This is a genomic window from Halomonas sp. SL1 (assembly GCF_003030865.2).
Classification (GTDB): domain Bacteria; phylum Pseudomonadota; class Gammaproteobacteria; order Pseudomonadales; family Halomonadaceae; genus Halomonas; species Halomonas halophila.
The window spans coordinates 48,347-66,868 of record NZ_PYUQ02000024.1 but is presented as its reverse complement, the minus strand read 5'-3'; the positions used below and the strand labels follow the sequence as shown (position 1 = coordinate 66,868).

At 56.4% G+C, this 18,522-nt stretch carries 15 protein-coding genes; 8 read left to right on the top strand and 7 right to left on the bottom strand.

Annotated elements, in window-relative coordinates:
* Window positions 1–6: 6 nt before the first annotated feature.
* Window positions 7–246, bottom strand: a complete 240-nt coding sequence (locus C9J49_RS15520; RefSeq protein ID WP_107180964.1) for a DUF2835 domain-containing protein — start codon at window positions 244–246, stop codon at window positions 7–9.
* Between the two features lie 267 nt (window positions 247–513).
* Here C9J49_RS15520 and rfbB point away from each other — a divergent pair, with 267 nt between their 5' ends.
* Genes rfbB through C9J49_RS15495 form a run of 6 tightly spaced genes read left to right on the top strand, consistent with a single transcriptional unit; the run spans window position 514 to window position 6,307 of the window.
* Window positions 514–1,575, top strand: coding sequence for a dTDP-glucose 4,6-dehydratase (gene rfbB / locus C9J49_RS15515; protein ID WP_107180963.1), 1,062 nt, complete (start codon window positions 514–516; stop codon window positions 1,573–1,575).
* Complete coding sequence (gene rfbA, locus C9J49_RS15510) at window positions 1,572–2,441, top strand: glucose-1-phosphate thymidylyltransferase RfbA (RefSeq protein ID WP_107180962.1); 870 nt, start codon at window positions 1,572–1,574, stop codon at window positions 2,439–2,441. Before rfbB ends, rfbA begins: the two co-directional genes overlap by 4 nt.
* A 36-nt stretch (window positions 2,442–2,477) precedes the next feature.
* Window positions 2,478–3,572: a DegT/DnrJ/EryC1/StrS aminotransferase family protein gene (locus C9J49_RS15505; RefSeq protein WP_107180961.1), complete on the top strand. Its 1,095-nt coding sequence runs from the start codon at window positions 2,478–2,480 to the stop codon at window positions 3,570–3,572.
* Entirely contained in the window at window positions 3,569–4,258 is a 690-nt protein-coding gene (locus C9J49_RS15500; protein ID WP_107180960.1) for a WbqC family protein, read from the top strand. Before C9J49_RS15505 ends, C9J49_RS15500 begins: the two co-directional genes overlap by 4 nt.
* Before the next feature lie 39 nt (window positions 4,259–4,297).
* Entirely contained in the window at window positions 4,298–5,281 is a 984-nt protein-coding gene (locus tag C9J49_RS17075; RefSeq protein ID WP_146613019.1) for a hypothetical protein, read from the top strand.
* Window positions 5,282–5,293: 12 nt separating this feature from the next.
* Window positions 5,294–6,307 carry a sulfotransferase gene (locus tag C9J49_RS15495; protein ID WP_107180959.1) on the top strand — a complete coding sequence of 338 codons (1,014 nt, stop codon included), beginning with the start codon at window positions 5,294–5,296 and terminating at the stop codon, window positions 6,305–6,307.
* 348 nt (window positions 6,308–6,655) lie between these two features.
* On the opposite strand, the gene C9J49_RS15490 is transcribed toward C9J49_RS15495, so the two are convergent.
* The 4 genes from C9J49_RS15490 to fliD all read right to left on the bottom strand — a co-directional run bounded on the left by C9J49_RS15490 (window position 6,656) and on the right by fliD (window position 14,227).
* The gene (locus C9J49_RS15490) at window positions 6,656–7,627 is read right to left on the bottom strand and encodes a sulfotransferase (RefSeq protein ID WP_107180958.1); all 972 of its coding nucleotides are present in this window, start codon (window positions 7,625–7,627) and stop codon (window positions 6,656–6,658) included.
* Window positions 7,628–7,640: 13 nt separating this feature from the next.
* Entirely contained in the window at window positions 7,641–11,609 is a 3,969-nt protein-coding gene (locus tag C9J49_RS15485; RefSeq protein ID WP_107180957.1) for a TDP-N-acetylfucosamine:lipid II N-acetylfucosaminyltransferase, read from the bottom strand.
* 202 nt (window positions 11,610–11,811) lie between these two features.
* Window positions 11,812–12,651, bottom strand: coding sequence for a flagellin (locus tag C9J49_RS15480; protein WP_107180956.1), 840 nt, complete (start codon window positions 12,649–12,651; stop codon window positions 11,812–11,814).
* Window positions 12,652–12,874: 223 nt separating this feature from the next.
* A complete protein-coding gene (fliD, locus tag C9J49_RS15475) occupies window positions 12,875–14,227 on the bottom strand; it encodes a flagellar filament capping protein FliD (protein ID WP_107180955.1) in 1,353 nt (450 codons plus the stop codon).
* Window positions 14,228–14,426: 199 nt separating this feature from the next.
* On the opposite strand from fliD, the gene C9J49_RS15470 reads away from it, so the two are divergent.
* Window positions 14,427–14,756 carry a hypothetical protein gene (locus C9J49_RS15470; RefSeq protein ID WP_146613018.1) on the top strand — a complete coding sequence of 110 codons (330 nt, stop codon included), beginning with the start codon at window positions 14,427–14,429 and terminating at the stop codon, window positions 14,754–14,756.
* A gap of 91 nt (window positions 14,757–14,847) precedes the next feature.
* Here the strand turns inward: C9J49_RS15470 and C9J49_RS15465 are convergent, their stop codons facing one another.
* Both C9J49_RS15465 and C9J49_RS15460 read right to left on the bottom strand, forming a co-directional pair.
* The gene (locus tag C9J49_RS15465) at window positions 14,848–16,995 is read right to left on the bottom strand and encodes a methyl-accepting chemotaxis protein (RefSeq protein ID WP_107180953.1); all 2,148 of its coding nucleotides are present in this window, start codon (window positions 16,993–16,995) and stop codon (window positions 14,848–14,850) included.
* A gap of 275 nt (window positions 16,996–17,270) precedes the next feature.
* Complete coding sequence (locus tag C9J49_RS15460; RefSeq protein ID WP_046079037.1) at window positions 17,271–17,699, bottom strand: host attachment protein; 429 nt, start codon at window positions 17,697–17,699, stop codon at window positions 17,271–17,273.
* A 299-nt stretch (window positions 17,700–17,998) separates the two neighbouring features.
* On the opposite strand from C9J49_RS15460, the gene C9J49_RS15455 reads away from it, so the two are divergent.
* Entirely contained in the window at window positions 17,999–18,487 is a 489-nt protein-coding gene (locus C9J49_RS15455) for a hypothetical protein (protein ID WP_107180952.1), read from the top strand.
* Window positions 18,488–18,522: the final 35 nt, after the last annotated feature.

The window sequence follows — 18,522 nt, the reverse complement described above, 5'->3', positions numbered from 1 at the left end:
AGATCGTCAGTGGCGATCGCAAGCGTCAGGCAGGCGCAGAATGTCCTCGAAGCGGCCGTCCGGTGACACATAAAGCCGGAAGACACCGTGTACCCCGTCCCGCGTCACCACACGACGCAGCGCCTCGGCAGGAAACTGCACGCTGCGCCCATCCAGGCTGCGGGTATGCACCATGCCCACCCGGCCCTCGTAGTGGGCCAAGCAGGCGGCGGGGGTAAGATCGAGGATGATGTCGATAGTGGGCATGGCAATCCGTGAACTGAGGCCCTCGAGAGCATCTCCACTCTAGCACTCCTCGGCATGTAGCACGCCTCTGGAAAAGAAGGGACATCAGTCATCAGCGAGCGCTACCAGCCTGAGCGCTCGCTTCGCTGTGAATACCCGCGATCAATGCACGCATTTCCCCTCATTGGCCCTCTTCCCTCTCTGGCACGATGACGTGCCAGGCTGCCTGCCTCGCGTCGGAGGCGTCACCATCTCTATCGTTCATCTAATCACAGGGGCAGGTCACCCATGAGAATTCTCGTTACCGGAGGCGCCGGCTTCATCGGCTCTGCCGTGATACGACATCTGATCCGGGAAACTCATGACGAGATCGTCAACCTCGACAAGCTGACCTATGCCAGCAGCCAGGACGCCCTCACTACAGTAAAAGACCATCCGCGATACGCTTTTGAACGAGTGGATGTCTGCGATCAAGCGGAAGTCCGGCGAGTGCTGAGCACCTATCAGCCCGATGCGATCATCCATCTGGCAGCAGAAAGCCATGTCGACCGCTCCATCGATGGCCCCGGCGATTTCATCCATACCAATATCGTCGGCACCTATACGCTTCTGGAGGCCGCACGGGCCTACTGGCAGTCGCTCGCCGGCAAGCGGCGGGATGCCTTCCGCTTTCTGCACGTTTCCACCGACGAGGTCTATGGCGATCTCGAAGATTCGGAAAGCCTGTTTACGGAAAGTACGCCTTATGCGCCAAGCTCGCCCTATTCGGCCAGCAAGGCAGGCTCCGATCATCTCGTCCGCGCCTGGCATCGCACCTTCGGCCTGCCGACTCTGATCACCAACTGTTCCAACAACTATGGCCCCTATCAGTTTCCCGAGAAGCTGATCCCGCTGATGATCCTGAACGCGGTGTGGGGCCTTCATCTGCCCGTCTATGGCCGGGGGGAGCAGATCCGGGACTGGCTGCACGTCGATGATCATGCTCGGGCTCTGACCATAGTGCTGAAAGAAGGCCTTCCTGGCTCGGCCTATAACGTGGGCGGAAACAGCGAGCGCCGGAATATCGAGGTCGTCCACACGCTCTGCGACCTGCTGCAGGAGCTCCGCCCCGGCACTCGACACTACCGGGATCTGATCCGGTTCGTGACCGATCGCCCTGGACATGACAAGCGCTATGCCATCGATGCCAGCAAGATCGAACGCGAGCTGGGCTGGCGTCCCCGGGAGAGCTTCGAGTCGGGGGTCCGCAAGACGGTTACCTGGTATCTCGAGCACCTTGAGTGGTGCCAGCACACTTGCGCGTCTCACCAAACAGGCATCCGACTCGGCACCGAGAGGGTATCGGCATGAAAGGCATCGTTCTGGCCGGCGGCAGCGGCTCTCGCCTCCACCCGATCACGCTCGGCATATCGAAACAGCTGCTGCCGATCTACGACAAGCCGATGATCTATTATCCGCTCTCGGTCCTGATGCTTGCAGGTATCCGGGACATCCTGGTCATCACCACTCCCGAGGATAACGCCACATTCAAGCGCCTATTGGGCGACGGTCGTCATCTGGGCATCTCGCTGCAGTACGCCGAGCAGCCTAGTCCGGATGGACTCGCACAGGCCTTTTTGATCGGTGAGGAATTCATCGGCGAAGACAGCGTCTGCTTAGTGCTGGGAGATAATATCTTCTATGGAGCCGGGCTCAGTGAGAAGCTGATAACGGCCTCAAGGCGGCCTCTTGGGGCCACGATCTTCGGCTATCAGGTCAAGGATCCCGAACGCTTCGGGGTTGTGGCATTCGATGCCGAAAAGCGGGCCACCTCCATCGAGGAAAAGCCGTCATGCCCGCAGTCGCACTATGCGGTAACGGGGCTGTACTTCTATGACAACGACGTGGTCGAGATCGCCAGATCGGTCAAACCCTCGTCGCGCGGAGAGCTCGAGATCACCAGCATCAACCAAGCTTATCTGGAACGCGGCAACCTCAAGGTCGAGCAACTGGGCCGCGGCTTCGCCTGGCTGGATACCGGCACCCATGAAAGCCTGCTGGAGGCCGCTCAGTTCGTGGAGACCATCGAACGACGGCAAGGCTACAAGATCGCCTGCCTAGAGGAGATTGCCTGGCGAAACGGTTGGATGAGTACGCAAGAAATGACTACCGCCGGTTATCGCCTGGCCAAGAATGGCTATGGGGAATACCTGCTCTCCCTGGTCGATGACGAATAAGCCAGCCTGTCCATTTCTCCTGATCTTTGGCCCACCATGATCCCTGTTACCAAGCCCTATCTACCCAGCCGTGAAAAACTGGACCGCTATATTGACGGCATCTACGAGCGTGGGTGGCTTACCAATAACGGTCCGCTAGTGCAGGATCTCACCCAGCGCCTAGAGGAGTATCTGGGAGTCGAGAACCTGCTGCTGGTCAGCAACGGTACTATGGCGCTGCAGATTGCCTATCGTACGCTAGGCATTAGCGGTGGTGAGGCGCCTACCGAGGCCATCACAACGCCCTTTACCTTCGTGGCCACGGCCAGTTCGCTGAAGTGGGAAGGGGTACAGCCCGTATTTGCGGATATCGACGCCGACACATGGTGTCTGGCCCCTGATCTGATCGAATCCGTTATCACGCCACGCACCCGCGCTATCGTGCCAGTGCATGTGTTCGGCAACGCCTGCGAGGTGGAAGCCATTGGCGAGATTGCCCAGCGTCATGACCTCAGGGTGGTCTACGACGCCTCCCACGCTTTTGGGGTGACCTACAGGGGGAGCAGCCTACTCAACCACGGCGACGCCGCCACGCTCAGCTTTCACGCTACCAAGCTGTTTCACACCGTGGAGGGTGGTGCGATCATCTTCAAGAGCAAAGCAGACCTTGAACGCGCCAGGAAGATGATCAACTTTGGCATCGCCGGTCCGGTGAGCATTGAAGAACTCGGTATCAACGCCAAGATGAACGAGCTCCAGGCCGCCATGGGGCTGTGTGTGCTGGATGAGATGGAAGACAGCCTGCAAGAACGAGCAAAGGTTTGGCGCCGTTACGAACAGGCACTGCCGAAAAATCTGCAACTCCAGGCCAAACACGACACTCTTGGCTATAATTACGCATACTTCCCGGTCGTGTTTGAAAGCGAAGAGCAAACCATTCATGTGTGGCGCACCCTCAAGGAAAATGGCGTACTGGCCAGACGGTATTTTTATCCCTCACTGGAAAGTGTGAAATGTCTGGCAGCACAGCCAGCGAAACCAATATCAAAGGATGTTGCCAGTCGCACATTATGCTTGCCGATTTTCGACCAACTAGGCCAAAAAGACCAAGACAACATTATCAACCGAATCAAGGCGGAGTTAAATATATGAAACTGGCAGTGATGCAGCCGTATTTATTCCCCTATATTGGTTACTTTCAACTCATCCATGCCGCCGACCTTTTCTTGATCTATGATGATACGTCTTTCATCAAACAGGGATACATAAACCGCAACAGCATGCTAACTGCAAATGGCCCCGCCAGATTCACTGTGCCTGTGCCAGGCGCTTCTTCAAACAAGAAAATATCCGACTTAAAATTCTCACCTGACGTAAAGAAATTTACAAGATCTTTAGAGCAAAACTATTCAAAGACTAGACACTTCCCGACTATATTTCCAATAATCCGTGAAATTATTGAGAGCAAAGATCGCTCAATTGCATCGGTATGCCAAAAGAGCTACCAAGCCATTTTTTCGCATCTTGGCATCGAGAAACATTGCATAAAGACAAGCGAGCTCGATTATGACCGAACCGCATCCGCACAAGACCGCTTGGTAGCTCTGTGCCAAAAATTCGGTGCTGACTGTTATATCAATGCGCCTGGAGGTCGGTCACTTTACGATAAGAGAGATTTTTTGGAACAGGATATAGAGCTTAAATTTATCGATCCACTGCCGGTAGAGTACCAGCAAGCCAACAGTCCTTTTGTTCCCAATTTATCGATCATTGATGTCCTTATGAACTGTTCACCCAGAGAAGTAGTAAGTATAATAAAGCATTATGAGGTCAACTAAAAACATGCCCAACCTCCAGGCTAGAAAGCGGAATTTATTGTGAAGAAAGCTGGACCAGATAAGTCTATTGGCGGATACCAAGACCTAGAACTCCCATTCTTTCAAGCAAATCTTGATCAGGCTTCAGTAAAAACAAACTCAGCCAGATCAGCGATAAAGCTAACACTCGACTCAGTTAGCGCAAAGAAATTATGGCTGCCAGCTTATGTTTGCGACGCGGTAGTCGAGGCGGCAAATGATTTGTGTATTGACTTAGAATACTACCAGATTAGCTCAACTTTTGATGTGGATGGCGATCTGAGACTTGGTAAACAGGAGTTTATACTGGCCATTGATTACTTTGGTTTGACAGGCGACTCAGTAGATCGCTGCCTAAAGAAGTTCGGCCAAGGGAATACGATTGTTGATTGCTCTCAAGCCTACTTTTCCAACCATGCTGGAGCTTTAGCTACAGTATGGTCGCCGAGAAAATTTTTCGGCCTCCCAGACGGTGGATTACTGTACTCAGATGATCCTCGTATCAGACAGCCAGAGCACAATGATGTCACGTCAGCAGACCGTATGGGGCATCTAATCAGCCGGCTCACCAATAGTCCTGAAATAGCTTATCAGCAATATCAGAAAGCCGAGCAGGAAATTGCCGCCTTGCCTGTTTCGGGATTATCTAGCTTAACCGAGCGTCTGCTGCACTCTGTCGATTCCGAAGCCGCTCGTGCCGCACGCAACCGGAACGCTCGCTACCTGCATGAGCGTTTGAGCGAACATAACCAATTACACCTACACGTAGGTGATGAAAAAGCCCCGCTTTGTTATCCGTTACTCCCGAAAACAAAGACAGCCAGTAGATCAGACCTTATTACCAAACGCGTTTATTTACCCACCTACTGGCCGGAGGTGTTAACGAGGGTTGAAGAGAGCAGCTTTGAATGGAATCTGGTAACTAACGGCCTATTTCTACCGTGTGACCAGCGTTACACCGAAGAAGATATGGACAGAGTCATCAGCCTGCTGGCTATTCAGTAAAAGGTTCTCCCCATGAAGACTCCTAAAAATCGCAACGAGAAATACGCCCGCGTTTCCGACCTAGAAACGTTGTTGAAAGAACTTAATAGCAATCTTGAAGGTGCGAATGAAGCATACATGACGGATTCTGTCGAGCGTTTCTCCAAAATCTTTCTCATGGGGCCCCATCGTTCTGGAAGCACGCTATTTATGCAGTGGCTTGCCAGCACCGGCTTAGCCGCTTACCCAACAAATATGCTCTCTCGTTTCTTCGGGGCACCTTTGGTAGGCGCAAGAATTCAACAACTCCTGACTGACTCTCGCTACAACTTTCGCAACGAAATTCTGGATTTCAATTCGGATGTCAATTTCAATTCGGATAATGGAAAAACCAAAGGTGCATTATCTCCCAACGAATTCTGGTACTTCTGGCGGCGTTTCCTCCCGTTCGACGAGCTGGACTACATGTCGTCAGAGGAACTGCAAGCAAATGCCTACCTCGCCGGGTTGCGTGATGAACTCAACGCCCTAGCTAATATGTTTGGGAAACCCTTCGCCATGAAAGCTCTGATCATGAATCAGAACATCCCCGAACTGGCAGACCAGTTTGAAAAAGCCCTGTTTATTTGGATACACCGCGACCCGGTTTTCAACATCCAATCCGCTCTCGAAGCCCGCAAACGTCAATATGGCGACATCAATGCCTGGTACTCTTTCAAGATCAAAGAATACCCAGAGCTGAAGAATCTCGACCCACTTGAATCCGTCGCCGGACAAATCTCCGCCATAAATAGCTCAGTAGAGGAGGGATTCAGTTATTTGCCCGACAATCGGAAGATGGTAGTAAAGTACGAAGACTTTTGCCAACGACCGGAGCATTATTACCATAAAATCAGCAGAATGCTGATAGATCTGAATGGAGTTGATACGGTGCCGGATTATAGTGGAGAAGCAGCATTCTCGAACACCAATAAGTGGCGCTTTCAGGAGTATTCTCAAAAAGATGTAGAGAAAGCTTTTCACAGAATAGAGAAACAACAAGGGTGATCAAGGTATGTTATTTACATGATCCCGAAAGTAGAGAGCAGGGTCCTGATGGGACTTTTCGGGATCATCCTGCCGGCGGTAAAGAATAATATTTTGAATGCACGAAACGGGTGATAACGATTATACGACAAAAGGCAATGTTCTAGATGAGCACTCAGCGCGCCTAAGATAACACAATTAAAGTTGCGCATAGTCGCCTCCTTGATGGTGCGATTTATCCGCTCAACCAGCCCATTGTTGCAGGCTGAAACGGCCATGCCATATAATGCCCTTTGGCTTCAGCACACCCTACGCAGCCAATGCCGGGTGTGCAGAAGCCAGGGGGGGGCATTACAAATGAATGCGCAATCAACTTACTGATGCAAGATTGTTCTCAATAAACTCATAAAGTTCTCTTCTCTCAGAAACCTCTTGCTCAACACATTTGAGCTGAAAGCTTGACATCTCATCTAGGTGAACTTTTGTTGCATCACCCTTGGTATTTGTATAATTATATGGAATCTTTACATCCAAAAGATTGTCAGGTGTATCGATAGGGACATTTTCAAGGCCTAACACAGAGGCCACTCTAGATAAAACCCTTTGAGGATGAGACATCAAATCCTCGAAACGAATAGCAACAAAATCTTCTTCTGCCACTTTGATAAGCGAATGTATTGCACCAGCATTCAATTTAAGCCATGCCTCCGGAATCCTTTTGTAACCACTATCATTCTGTACCACTTGATCTTCCGGAATGTTTTTCATCTCTTCAGGTTTGGCAGAAACAAATCGTTTCACACCACCCTCTCTCTCAATATTCACACCTCCTTCTGTCGGCCAGTATGTCAAAAGCCCCCTTTGCCTCCAGACCAAATCTCGGGAGTGCTTATAGTAAGCATTTGAGAAACTAAACACATCCCTAACAATCAAAACGAATTTTGCACCGGGAAAAACTCTCTTGACATGCTCAACCTTGTTCATCAGATTGGGCGACTTATTCAAGGGAATGACTTCTTGGGGATACTCGAACATTTCGTTCAGAGAAAGCTTCCCCTTTTTCTCTATAACATATTTTTTCAACAACTCCTGATAAAAAAGAGAAGCCATCCTACAAGATGTCTGGCCATCGACCTCACGCCCATCCTGATAGGGGTTCTCAAAAGCTCTGCCTTTAATATCACCAAACTTCTCCCACTCGTCGTTCATCTCCCACCCCAACCAGCTAAGGCGCGGATGATTATCTAGCAGCTTGGCGAGAATTGTCGTCCCAGAGCGCCAGCAACCAATAACGAAGATTGGCTGCACATCCGGCGCTGAAACAGCTGGCATGTAAGACATACTTACTCCTAAATCAAAGAGACTCAAAACCGCTTAAAATTTCATCAACCACAGATTCTTTTGAAAGCCTCTTCTTCATCCGCTCTACTGAAAGCTTTTGAGCATTTAGATCTTCAAATTCGATACAATTAAGACTGTCTGCAACGCAAAAGTTATCAAAATCAAAAACCTCTGCACCAACATGACTTTTAACATCTTGCCAAACGGGGTTAATACGCCGCTCTTCCCCCACCCCCGCAATGGATCGCCGCATAACAACCTTGTTTCCATAGATAATTGAAGCATTAATATTGGCGCCACCTTGCTGCCTATGGTGAGCCATGACAGTAAACTCAGCCCTTGATAACCATGTAAAATACTCGAAAGAATCTAGCATGCGATCGACAATATTAATTACCCGGGAAAGCCCAAGTCTCTTCGCCGCCTTATACACCAAGTCTTTGTATCCGTCCGGCGCACTATACCCGAAAGGCACTATTATCTTGTATTCAAGAATATCTTCTTTCCTCGCAAGAGCCTCCAAGATTTCCACATGATTATTCGAAGGATCACCACTGTTCCCCACAAATATCATCTTTTCTTTTCTTTCTGGAGGCTTGATTCCAGCATAATTCTTACCGCCATAATACCTGAAAGGAATTCGCTCCAAATCACCATAATACTTCTTGAATATTTCATAATCACCATCCCACCATGTGGTAACGCCACTCAAGCACTCAACTTCCTCCCGCAAGAGACACTCACTTTTAATCGGGTTATAGAGATCTCCGCCCCACATCACCCAAATGGATTTCTTGAGCTTTCCAACTTGTCTAACTAACGCCTTTTGCCAATCAAAGAACAGCCCATGAAAGAAGACTCCGCAGACATCTTCCGCGAGACATCTCTTCATTACTTTCTCCAGGTCGCCACTCTGGTCAAAGTAGAAGGCATTCTTGTTCATGCTTATGTCGACATCATATCCAGGCATTGATCTTGCTCGACCAATCCATATTTCTTGCTCATACTCGGAAACGATTCGATCGTCGCCAAGCACATCGATGAGAGCCTGAACATGGAGATTGTTAAAACATATATGTACCACCTTTTCCTTCCTGGAAGCCTTTTCAACCAGCTCTTCCCCCAGAAAGATATCCAGCTCAAAATCTCCTTCGTCACTTACTTTGCCGGCATCTGATGCTGTATCATCTTGGGTATTCAGAGCGACAGACTTTGTTGCCAGAAACTCTTTGCCGGCATCATTAGAACCAGCCGAGAGAAGACTATACGCGAAGTCATCGTACTCAAGCATGTCTGAGAAAATATAGGCTAATTTACGCTTATCCTGAGCACCCACACTCTCCAGCCGTTCCGCATTCGGAATGTAAATTGCGTCCGTAGAGTCAAGCTCACTGCCTTCTCCAGATTCAGGCAACACACCTTCCGGATAATAACTCCGGTGCTGACAATTTATAAATGTATAAAACCTGAACCCATTACGTTCCATCCAAGCATTGATTTTCGCAAAGTCAGCCTGACCTCTCAAGGCAGTTTGGAATGCCATCCGCACTTGAAGCAAAAGAGTATTACTAAGTGCATTTCGAGCATTTTCCAGTATTTGCATACTGTCATGCATGGCATCCAGGGCTAGAACGTCTATTTTTGGCAACCCCTCGATGCTGTCGAGTGCCACCGTCGGTATCTCGTGTTTTTCGAGGCCTTCGATGTCGTCGAGAGGCGGCAATGTGCTGGGCTCTAGGCCTTCACCGAGATGCAGCGTCGCAGGCTGGCCATCCCCCAACGCCGTATGGGGAAAATGCTGAATCTCGCCATATTGAGCCAGATGATCTACCGTCGCCATCTTGCCGGCCGGGTCGAAGCTCAGCATGACGACGCGGCCGCTGCCCAGCAGATCGCGAGCATCCGGCCTTGAAGCCAGCACGGCGCCATTATCCACGGCGAGGACGGGGCTCTCGAGCTGCCAGTCGAAGCCCTGGCCAGGCGCGGCAAGCGCCAGTTTGATCGGCGCATCCTCATCGGCGAACTGCGCCGCCCCGCTCTTGCGAAAACTCAGGGCCTCCGGCGCCTTGCCTTCACAATGGCGCTGCCAGATGGCACGCAGCGCCGTGGTCAGATGGCCAGCGAACCGCGGCCCGTCACAGATCGGCGAATCCAGCAGGATGGTGCGCAGGGCGGCGCGGATGACCGCCAGATTGGGCAGGTCATCGGCCAGCTCTTTGACCCTCGCACGAAAGTCATCCCAGCTATCGGTGACCAGTTCTGGCAGGCCGGCATTGACCAGGTGTGTGGCGCTGTGGCGACCGGCGAAGGTCGGCCCCGTCCGCGTGACGACGGGCACACCCATCAGCAGCGATTCGCAGGTCGTCAGGCCGCCGGAGTACGGCCAGGTATCCAGCGCGATATCGATGCGATGATAGGTCTCGAGGAACTGCTTATGGTCAGCAGGCCCTTCAAGGAGTAGTCGATCTTCGCTGATACCATGCTCGGCAAAAGTCGCGACGATCTTGCGACAAAAGCGCTTACTCTCAAACTGCACCCCTCGAAGGAGCAATTTGCTGCCAGGCACTTCCTTGAGCAATACCGCCCACTCAGCCAACATCGGCGGCGACAGCTTCGCGGGATTATTAAGGCATCCAAACGTCACATACCCATTGCTTAGTGCCGGCAACGCATTATTTGTTGGCGCATGGCGTGGATAGTGATAGCAGATATAATCATCTGGAAGCCTAATCAGGCTCTCCGTATAATATTCATCAACATCTTCGGGCGTTTCGACAGCATCACTCAACAAGTAGTCGAAACATCCCAGCCCTGTTGTATTGATCAGGCTCCCCACCCACTTCACAATAAGTGGCACAGGCTTATGAACCAGCACCTCATAGCGGGAGCCATCACCAGCACCGTTAAGATCAATCAATATATCGATGGAATCATCACGTATCTTTCGTTCCAGCCACTCATCTGAAAGCCCTTCTACCACTTCCCAGCGATCCGCAAGAGTCCGAAACTCGTCTGTAAGAAAATCGGCCACCTGGTTTGTTGAATAAAAAATCAGTTCGAACTGATCCTTTGGCATTTCCTGTATTGCCGAAAGAGTCATCTGACCGACCGGATGCATCCTGAAGCCACCAGACAAGAAAGCAACTCTTAGCTTCTTATCATACTTTCGAACAGTATCAGCGGGCTGAACTCGCTGCGGAGAAAATGTGCTCCCCCACTGACGCGCCTGATCAAAAAGTTCTTGAGGCGTATACTTTGGATTGTAATGGCTAGCAGTGAATAAATTTGCCATTACCTTACTATTATCTGGGTCTACATCTAGTTCTTTCTTGTAATGATACTCAGCCTTATCATAACTACTCTCTTTCACAAAAAGGGTGGCCATATGATTATGCACACCTTTCTTCAAAGGACTTATTTCATGCAACTCCTCAAGGACTTCCAATGTTTCATCATGGCGCTTCAGGCCTTCTAGAATCCTGGCCCTCCAAATAAGTGCCTCCTCATCCTTAGCACTTATCTCAAGAGCCGTATCATTGATCTCTAAAGCTCTCTTCTTCTCCCCCAGCTGAAATAACGCCCGACTCAACCAGACTTTCGGCACCACACTATCGGGCTGAAGTTCAACCACGTCTTCTAGATGAACAACCGCAGCTTCTGCTTGCCCTGCAAACACCAGGTACTGCGCCATTTTCAGCCGCTGGTGTGAATCAGGAGGTGACATCTGAGCATTCAACATACTTTGCATTGCATCTGCGGCTTCAGCAAAGCGTTCTAGCCTTCCCAAGGCATTGGCCTTAAGTTCATATGCCTTTGGAAAGTCCGGGGACCGCTGAACCAATATCTGGGCAATCTCTAGAGCAAGAGAATAGTCCTTCCTAGCAAATGCTGATTCGAAGGCAGCCACATCGGCTTTTTTGAGGCCTTGCGAGGCCTGTGGACGCTGGTTGTTCAATGGACGACTTGTCTTTTTCCTGGCCATGGGCACACCACCTTGCCGGTCGATTTCGAAGGGTCTCGCGGGATGCTGACCACGATAGCGACGACATGCCCCGATCACTCGCCCGAATACCCCTCGAGAGAGGCCACTTTTCCGATACTTTAGGCCCTGAAACGTAAAGAGGCCGGCCCCGAAGGGTCGGCCTCTTGTGTCCACGGCGTCAGGCCGTGATGCCGGGCGATGCTTAGCCCAGCAGGGACAGCACGCTCTGCGGCGTCTGGTTGGCCTGGGCCAGCATGGAGGTGCCGGCCTGCTGGAGGATGTTGGCCTTGGTCATGTTGGAGACCTCCTGCGCGTAGTCGGCATCCTCGATGCGGGAGCGGGCCTCGGTCAGGTTGGTGCTGTTGGTCTCGAGGTTCTGAACCACGGAGTCGAAGCGGTTGAGGGTCGCACCCAGGGTGGCCCGCGCATCGTCGACCTGCTGCAGCGCAGAATCCACCGCGTCAATCGCTGTTTGCGCGTCACCGAAGGTGCCCGCAACATCAATATCGTCAATCTTAGTACCAGTAGAACCAATCGCAGTTGCCTGCATATTAGTAGTATCGACGCTAATATCGTCGACACCAGCATTCGTGTTGGCACCGATCTGCATGTTCAGAGTCTGGGCCGTATCCAGAAGTTTTGTGTCGTTGAAGCTGGTCGACTTGGCGATACGGGTAATCTCGTCCGAGCGCTCTTTGATCTCCAGCTGAATGGATGCACGATCTTCATCAGAGTTAGTATCGTTGGCCGCCTGAACAGACAGTTCACGGATACGCTGCAGGTTATCGCTGATCTGATCGAGGCCACCTTCCATGGTCTGCACCAGGGAGATACCGTCGCTGGCGTTGCGGCTGGCCTGGTTCATACCGGTGATCTGGGCGGTCATGCGGTTGGCGATGGCCTGGCCAGCGGCATCGTCAGCGGCGCTGTTGATGCGCATGCCGGAGGACAGACGCTCCTGGGCCTTGGCCAGCATATCCTGGGAAGAACGCAGGTTGTTCTGACCGATCAGAGAAGTGATGTTGGTATTGATCACGGACATGGTGATTACCTTCCTAGCTGTTGAGGGCTCCAGTGGCGGAGGCCCGTTTCGGGTCTTGATCGACGGCCCGGCATTGGGCCCTGCCACAACGGCGCCGTTGGCCGTTACTCCCTATAACGGTGTCAGGCGAGGAAACTTTAGGGGCAAGCAAGGATTTTTTTACTGACCAGAACACATCGCCCCGGCTACGAGGCCGGGGCGATATCAGTTCAATCCAAAAACATTAGCTGCTTTGCGTATTGAGCCCGGCAAGCTGCTGCGAGAGATAGGCGCTGGTGGAATTCATCTGCGCGATCAGCCCATCCAGCTGACTGAACTGGCTGCGGTAACGCTCCACGGTGCGCTCGATGCTCTGCTCGGTACGATCGAAGCGGTCCTCGATGCGCTCGACCTGCCCCTCGGAGCTGTCGATGGCACGCTGGACCATGCCGTCGCTGTCGAGCATGTTGTCGAGGCTGCCACCGAGGCGACCGGCGAAGCCGCCCTCCTCGGTCGTGCCGGCGAAGAAGCCCTGCAAGCCCTCGGGGTTGTCGGCGATCACCTCGTCCAGTTTGTCCTCATCCAACTCAAGTCGACCGCTATCATCTAGAGAGATGCCCACCGCTGACATGATCTCCATGTCGCCGCCGCTGATGGGGTTGGTGAGATCCCGGCTGAGACGCGACTCGATGGTACGTACCGTGCGATCGCCGACCAGCTCACCCGCGGTCTCTACATCTCCCGTAGCATCGGTCATGCGACCCACGGTGGACTTCATCTCGTTGTAGGCCGAGACGAACGCCTGCACCGACTCCTTCAGCGACTCGGTATCCGCCTCAACTCCGAGACTCAGTGTCTCTCCCGCGGAAGATGGATCCAGCTCCAGCGTTACCCCCTGGATGGCATCTTCCACCCGGTTCGTGGAGCTGGTGATGCCTTGGATTCCGTTGATATCGAGCGAAGCATCTCGGCCCGCCTGCTTCGTGTTGGTATCACCAGTCAGGGACGCATTGGCAAAGGACATGCTCTCGATCCCCGCATCAGCGCCGCTCTCACGCGAGCTGAGCACCAGACGCGAGTTGGCGCCATCGTTGATGATGGAGGCATCGACGCCTGCCGCATCATCCGCGTTGATGGCATCGCGGATGTCCTCGAGGGAATCCCCTTCGGCAAGAGTGACCGTGCTATCGCTGCGACCATCGAAGGTGAGCGTCAGGGTGTCCCCGCCTGCACCGACCAGCGCCGCGCTGGGATCACTTACGCCCTGGCTGGCCAAGCTACCAGCGCGCGCGGTCTGGTTCACGGTGATCTCGTAGCGCCCGGCGCTGGCTTCCTCGCCGACGGAAGCCGTCATGCCATCGCCCTGCACATTCGCCGTGAGATTGGTGTAGGTGGAAGCATCATTGAGCGTATCCACCGCGCCCTGCAGCTTCTCGAGGCCGGATTGCAGCCTGCCATAGGCCGAGATCTTCGCCTGCTCTTCCGTTCTCTGCTCCGAGATCGGAACGAGTCTCTGACGCTCGGAGGAGCGCAGCTGATCGAGCAGGCCATTGAGATCAAGACCGGACCCGACGCCGAGTGCTGAAATGGCTGGCATGGTAATCGCCTCTTGATGAGTGCTGTAAGGAATCTTCCTGATGTATCGGCAGCAGCATGAAGCACTTTAGGGCCCTGACCAAATGTTCCCAAGACATGCATCGAGATCGGCTTGGTACTGGAATTGACCTGGTGGACATCTAAAGCCATCAGGCATCCCGCCGATGGCTGAAGCGCCACTTCCGCATCAGGCAGCCTCCATGCCCGAAATTCTCTCCGCCCACGACCTTATCCCCAGACTCCAGGCCACCAGGCGGCTTGTGGACAACACGCTGCAAGACCGCATCGAGCGCTGCGCGAATGCCGCCGAGCGTGTCGGCCTGGAGGAGCTTCAGGCCGAGTTCGAGCTGAAGCTCACCATGATACGCATGAATCTCGAGCATCTGATGTCGCGCTACGCTCAGCAGATGAAGGCCGCACGGCAGGGCGGAGGAAACAGCAACGCCTCGCTGACGCTCGATGCGCACGAGACCGTGGCCGTCGAAAGCGCCCGTACGCTCTACCGTTGGGCTCAGGAGCTCGCCACCTGACGCGGCCCCGCCTTGGCTTCAGACACCAAAAAGCCCGGCACATATGGCCGGGCTTTTCCGTTCGGGAGAGGGGGCGAAAGGCTCCGACACCTCAGGCCGGCTCTTCCTCCCTGTGCGTGTGCGGCAGCGCCGCGGGGCGTGCCTGACCACCGCCGAGGGCCGGGGCGCCGCCGGTGGAGCGCTGGGCCAGGGTGAAGCCGCCGACCAGATCGGCGAGGTGCTCGGCCTGGGCCTTGAGGTGCTCGGCGGCGGTGGTGGACTCCTCGACCAGGGCGGCGTTCTGCTGAGTCATGTTGTCCAGCTCCGAGACCGCCACGTTGACCTGGCCGATGCCGTCGCTCTGCTCGCCGGTGGCGCTGGTGATCTCGCCCAGCACGTCGGCCACGCGAGTGACGCTCTGCACCAGTTCCTCCATGGTCTCGCCGGCAACCTGCACCTGGCGCTCGCCTTCCTCGGTACGGGTCGCCGAGGTGTCGATCAGCTCGCGGATCTGCTTGGCCGACTCGGCGCTGCGGCTGGCCAGCTGGCGCACCTCGCCGGCCACCACCGCGAAGCCGCGGCCCTGCTCGCCGGCCCGGGCCGCCTCCACCGAGGCGTTGAGCGCCAGCAGGTTGGTCTGGAAGGCGATGCTGTCCATCATCTTCACGATCTCGGCGATCTGGCGCGACGACTCGGTGATGCCCTGCATGGTCTCGCGCACCTGGCCCATGGCCTCGCCGCCGCGGCGCGCCACCTCACTGGCCGAGCTGGCCAGGCCGCTGGCCTGTCGCGAGGAATCCGCGGTCTGCTCGACGGTGCCGGTGATCTCCTCCATCGAGGCCGAGGTCTGCTGCAGGCTGGAGGCCGCGTTCTCGGTGCGCCGCGACAGGTCCTGGCCGCCCTGGGCGATCTCGGTGGCCGCCACGTTGACCGACTCGCTGCTGTCGCGCACGTCGACCAGCACGTCGTTGACCTTGTCGGCGAAGGCGTTGAACTGGCGCGCCAGCTCGGCCTTCTCGTCGCGGCCGCGGATCGGCAACCGGCGGGTCAGGTCGCCGTCGCCGGAGGCGATCTCGCGCATGCGATCGGCCAGCAGGCGCAGCGGGCGGGCGATGCTGCTGCCCAGCAGCCAGCTTGCCAGCAGGCCAAGGCCAGCCACGATCAGGCCGACCAGGGTCATGCCCCAGAAGTCGGCCTGGCGCTGGTCGGCAAGCTGCCCCTCGAGGCGATTAAGCCCTGCCAGCACGGCGTCCTCGGGCAGGCGGATCGCCAGCACCCAGGGGTCGGGCACATCACCGACGGTAAAGGGGCGATAGAGCTCGAAGCGGCCCGCTTCCTCGTCGAAGCGATAGACCGTCTCGCCGTTGGCGGCGGCGGCCAGCGGCTCGCGGGTCGATTCATCCAGCGAGTCGGCGGCCGCGCGTCCCAGCGCGTCGGGCGCCTGGGTGGCCGCGGAGAGAATGCCGCGCGAGGCCACCAGTGCCATGTCGCCCACGCCGTCGTAAAGCCCCTGGTTGGCCTCGGTGAGCAGGCCCTGGAGGAAGGCCACGTCGAAGTCCACGCCGGCCACGCCGCGGAACTCACCGTCGACCTGGATCGGCACGTTGAAGGAGGTGACCAGCTTGCGCTCGCCGTCGTAGTCGTAATAGTGCGGATCGATGATGCAGGTGCGCCCGGTCTCCTTGGGGCACAGATAGTACTCGCCCTGGCGGATGCCCAGATCGTCGAGCTCCTCGCTCTCCATGCCGTCGCCCAGCGCGAGCACCCGGATATCGCCGTCGGCGGTGCGATACCACCAGGGCATGAAGCGGCCGTCGTCACCGTAGCCGCCGTCCTCGATGTCGGCGAAGTAGGCGTCGGCACCGAAGGCGTCAGGCTCCCAGCCGATGAAGGCGTCGAGCAGGTCGGGATTCTCGACCACGGCGTCGCGGGTCAGGTTGGAGAGCTCGCGACGCCCCATGGTCAGACGCGGCCGGCCCTCGTCGTCCTGCTTGCCCATCAGGGCGTTGGTGTTGGCCAGGCCGCGGGCCACCGCCAGGGCACCCTCGAGCTCGCCCTGGATCTCCTCGCTGCGGGCCTCGGCCAGCGCCCGCAGGCGCTGCTCGGCGTTCTCCTCCAGCAGCTCGCCGGCCTGATCAGCCACCAGCGCCTGGGAGCGTGAGGCGGACACGGTGGCATAGCCGACCAGCACCGCCGCCACCAGCAGGATGCACAGCCCTACCAGCAGTGCGACATGGGTACGCAGGGACTTAAACTGCATGGCCGGCCTCCTGGCGTTCTGGCGAAGAGGCGCCGGTGAGGCGGACGCTCGGCAGGGGTCGGCGAGGCGGCCGGGCCACCCCGCGCATCGGGACATGAGGGGTCATGGGAACTCTCGCGTATCGGGACAAGGAAGTGCGATGCCGGCGCGTGGCCGCGCCGAGCCATTGTTCGTTGTGACGACGCGGGATAACGCCGTTCCCTGCCCCTATCGGCAAACCGCCCGGAGACTTGACGTCCCCGGGCGGAAAACCGTCGCCGCGTGTCGCCGCCGGCTCAGCGCAGGTCGCTCACCGCCTCGCGAATGTCCTCGACGCTGGCCTTGGTCAGATCCTTGGCCAGGGAGTGGATGACCGTCTTGGCGGTGGGGCCGTCGAGCTTGTCGCGCAGCAGCCCCAGGAAGCGCGGCGGCGCCACCAGGATCAGCTTCTCCAGGGTGTTCTCGACCCGCGCCCGGTAGAGGCGGTCGGCCACCTCACGGGCGAACAGGACCTCGTGATGGTCGGAGGCCGTGCTCTCGCCGCCGGCGGAACGGGCGGCGGTGGCGGACGATTCGTGCACGTCGCCTTCGCGGTCGGTCACCAGGTCGCCCTCGTGCAGGCGACCCTCGGCGTGCACCAGGCTGTCCTTCTCTTCCAGCTGTAGGGCGTCGCGGGTGAACACCCGGGCCCTGGCGGCATCGGCCACCACGATATAGGTCGTCATAGTCGCTCCTTGCCAACGCGGTGAATGAGCGGGAGGAAGACTCCGTTCCCATCCCCACAGCATTGGCAAGCAGACGCCCAGCGTCAAACGGCGACACCAGGAGCGAGAGCGATCGAATGACGTCGGCCGAAGGCCCGGGATTTGCAATAGATCAGCGTCAAGCCCGACAGGCTCCCAGGCGTCGGCATCCGCGGACACTGCCGCGCGGCCGCCGGCTGGGGTAGGATGCCGCCCTCGCCGGCACGGAGCGCCGGCACGACTGCCCGGCCTCCCGACGGCCGACTCCCGGAGGACTCGATATGCGCCATTTCCTGTTCCCGCGGCATCCCCTGCCGCGCCGCACCCTGCTGTTCTGCCACGCCGTCCTGCAGCTCGGCCTGCTGGCGGCCGGTGGCCTGTGGCTGGCGCCGCACACGCCCTGGCTGGCGGAGACCGACTGGCTGTCGGCCTGGCCCGAGCTGACCCTGGGCGGCGGCGTCATCTTGCTGGCTATGGTCGCCCTGCGCCTGCTGGCCGAGCTGTGGCTGCTGCCCCATCACCTGGCCGCCCAGCGCGCCGGCTTCTCCGCCGGCGCGGTGGTCACCCGATCGGTCGAGCGCCGACCCGCGGTCCACGATCGACAGCACGCCCGGGTGACCGGCGGCCGCGAGGTCGACGCCGAAGACGCGGTGCTGAGCCCGGCCCGGGTGGCGCGCCAGGCGCCGCCACCGCGTCGCCACGACGAGCCGAGCCTGGACCTGGCCGGCGGCCACGCGGAACCGGCCCCCGCCAACGAGCCGCGGCTGTAGGCGCTGTCTGCCGCACAGCGGTCGCCCCGCCCTGA

Coding starts and splice junctions, on each gene's coding strand:
- C9J49_RS15520 (WP_107180964.1), bottom strand. CDS start 246: ATGCCCACTATCGACATCATCCTCGATCTTACCCCCGCCGCCTGCTTG.
- rfbB (WP_107180963.1), top strand. CDS start 514: ATGAGAATTCTCGTTACCGGAGGCGCCGGCTTCATCGGCTCTGCCGTG.
- rfbA (WP_107180962.1), top strand. CDS start 1,572: ATGAAAGGCATCGTTCTGGCCGGCGGCAGCGGCTCTCGCCTCCACCCG.
- C9J49_RS15505 (WP_107180961.1), top strand. CDS start 2,478: ATGATCCCTGTTACCAAGCCCTATCTACCCAGCCGTGAAAAACTGGAC.
- C9J49_RS15500 (WP_107180960.1), top strand. CDS start 3,569: ATGAAACTGGCAGTGATGCAGCCGTATTTATTCCCCTATATTGGTTAC.
- C9J49_RS15495 (WP_107180959.1), top strand. CDS start 5,294: ATGAAGACTCCTAAAAATCGCAACGAGAAATACGCCCGCGTTTCCGAC.
- C9J49_RS15490 (WP_107180958.1), bottom strand. CDS start 7,627: ATGTCTTACATGCCAGCTGTTTCAGCGCCGGATGTGCAGCCAATCTTC.
- C9J49_RS15485 (WP_107180957.1), bottom strand. CDS start 11,609: ATGGCCAGGAAAAAGACAAGTCGTCCATTGAACAACCAGCGTCCACAG.
- C9J49_RS15480 (WP_107180956.1), bottom strand. CDS start 12,651: ATGTCCGTGATCAATACCAACATCACTTCTCTGATCGGTCAGAACAAC.
- fliD (WP_107180955.1), bottom strand. CDS start 14,227: ATGCCAGCCATTTCAGCACTCGGCGTCGGGTCCGGTCTTGATCTCAAT.
- C9J49_RS15470 (WP_146613018.1), top strand. CDS start 14,427: ATGCCCGAAATTCTCTCCGCCCACGACCTTATCCCCAGACTCCAGGCC.
- C9J49_RS15465 (WP_107180953.1), bottom strand. CDS start 16,995: ATGCAGTTTAAGTCCCTGCGTACCCATGTCGCACTGCTGGTAGGGCTG.
- C9J49_RS15460 (WP_046079037.1), bottom strand. CDS start 17,699: ATGACGACCTATATCGTGGTGGCCGATGCCGCCAGGGCCCGGGTGTTC.
- C9J49_RS15455 (WP_107180952.1), top strand. CDS start 17,999: ATGCGCCATTTCCTGTTCCCGCGGCATCCCCTGCCGCGCCGCACCCTG.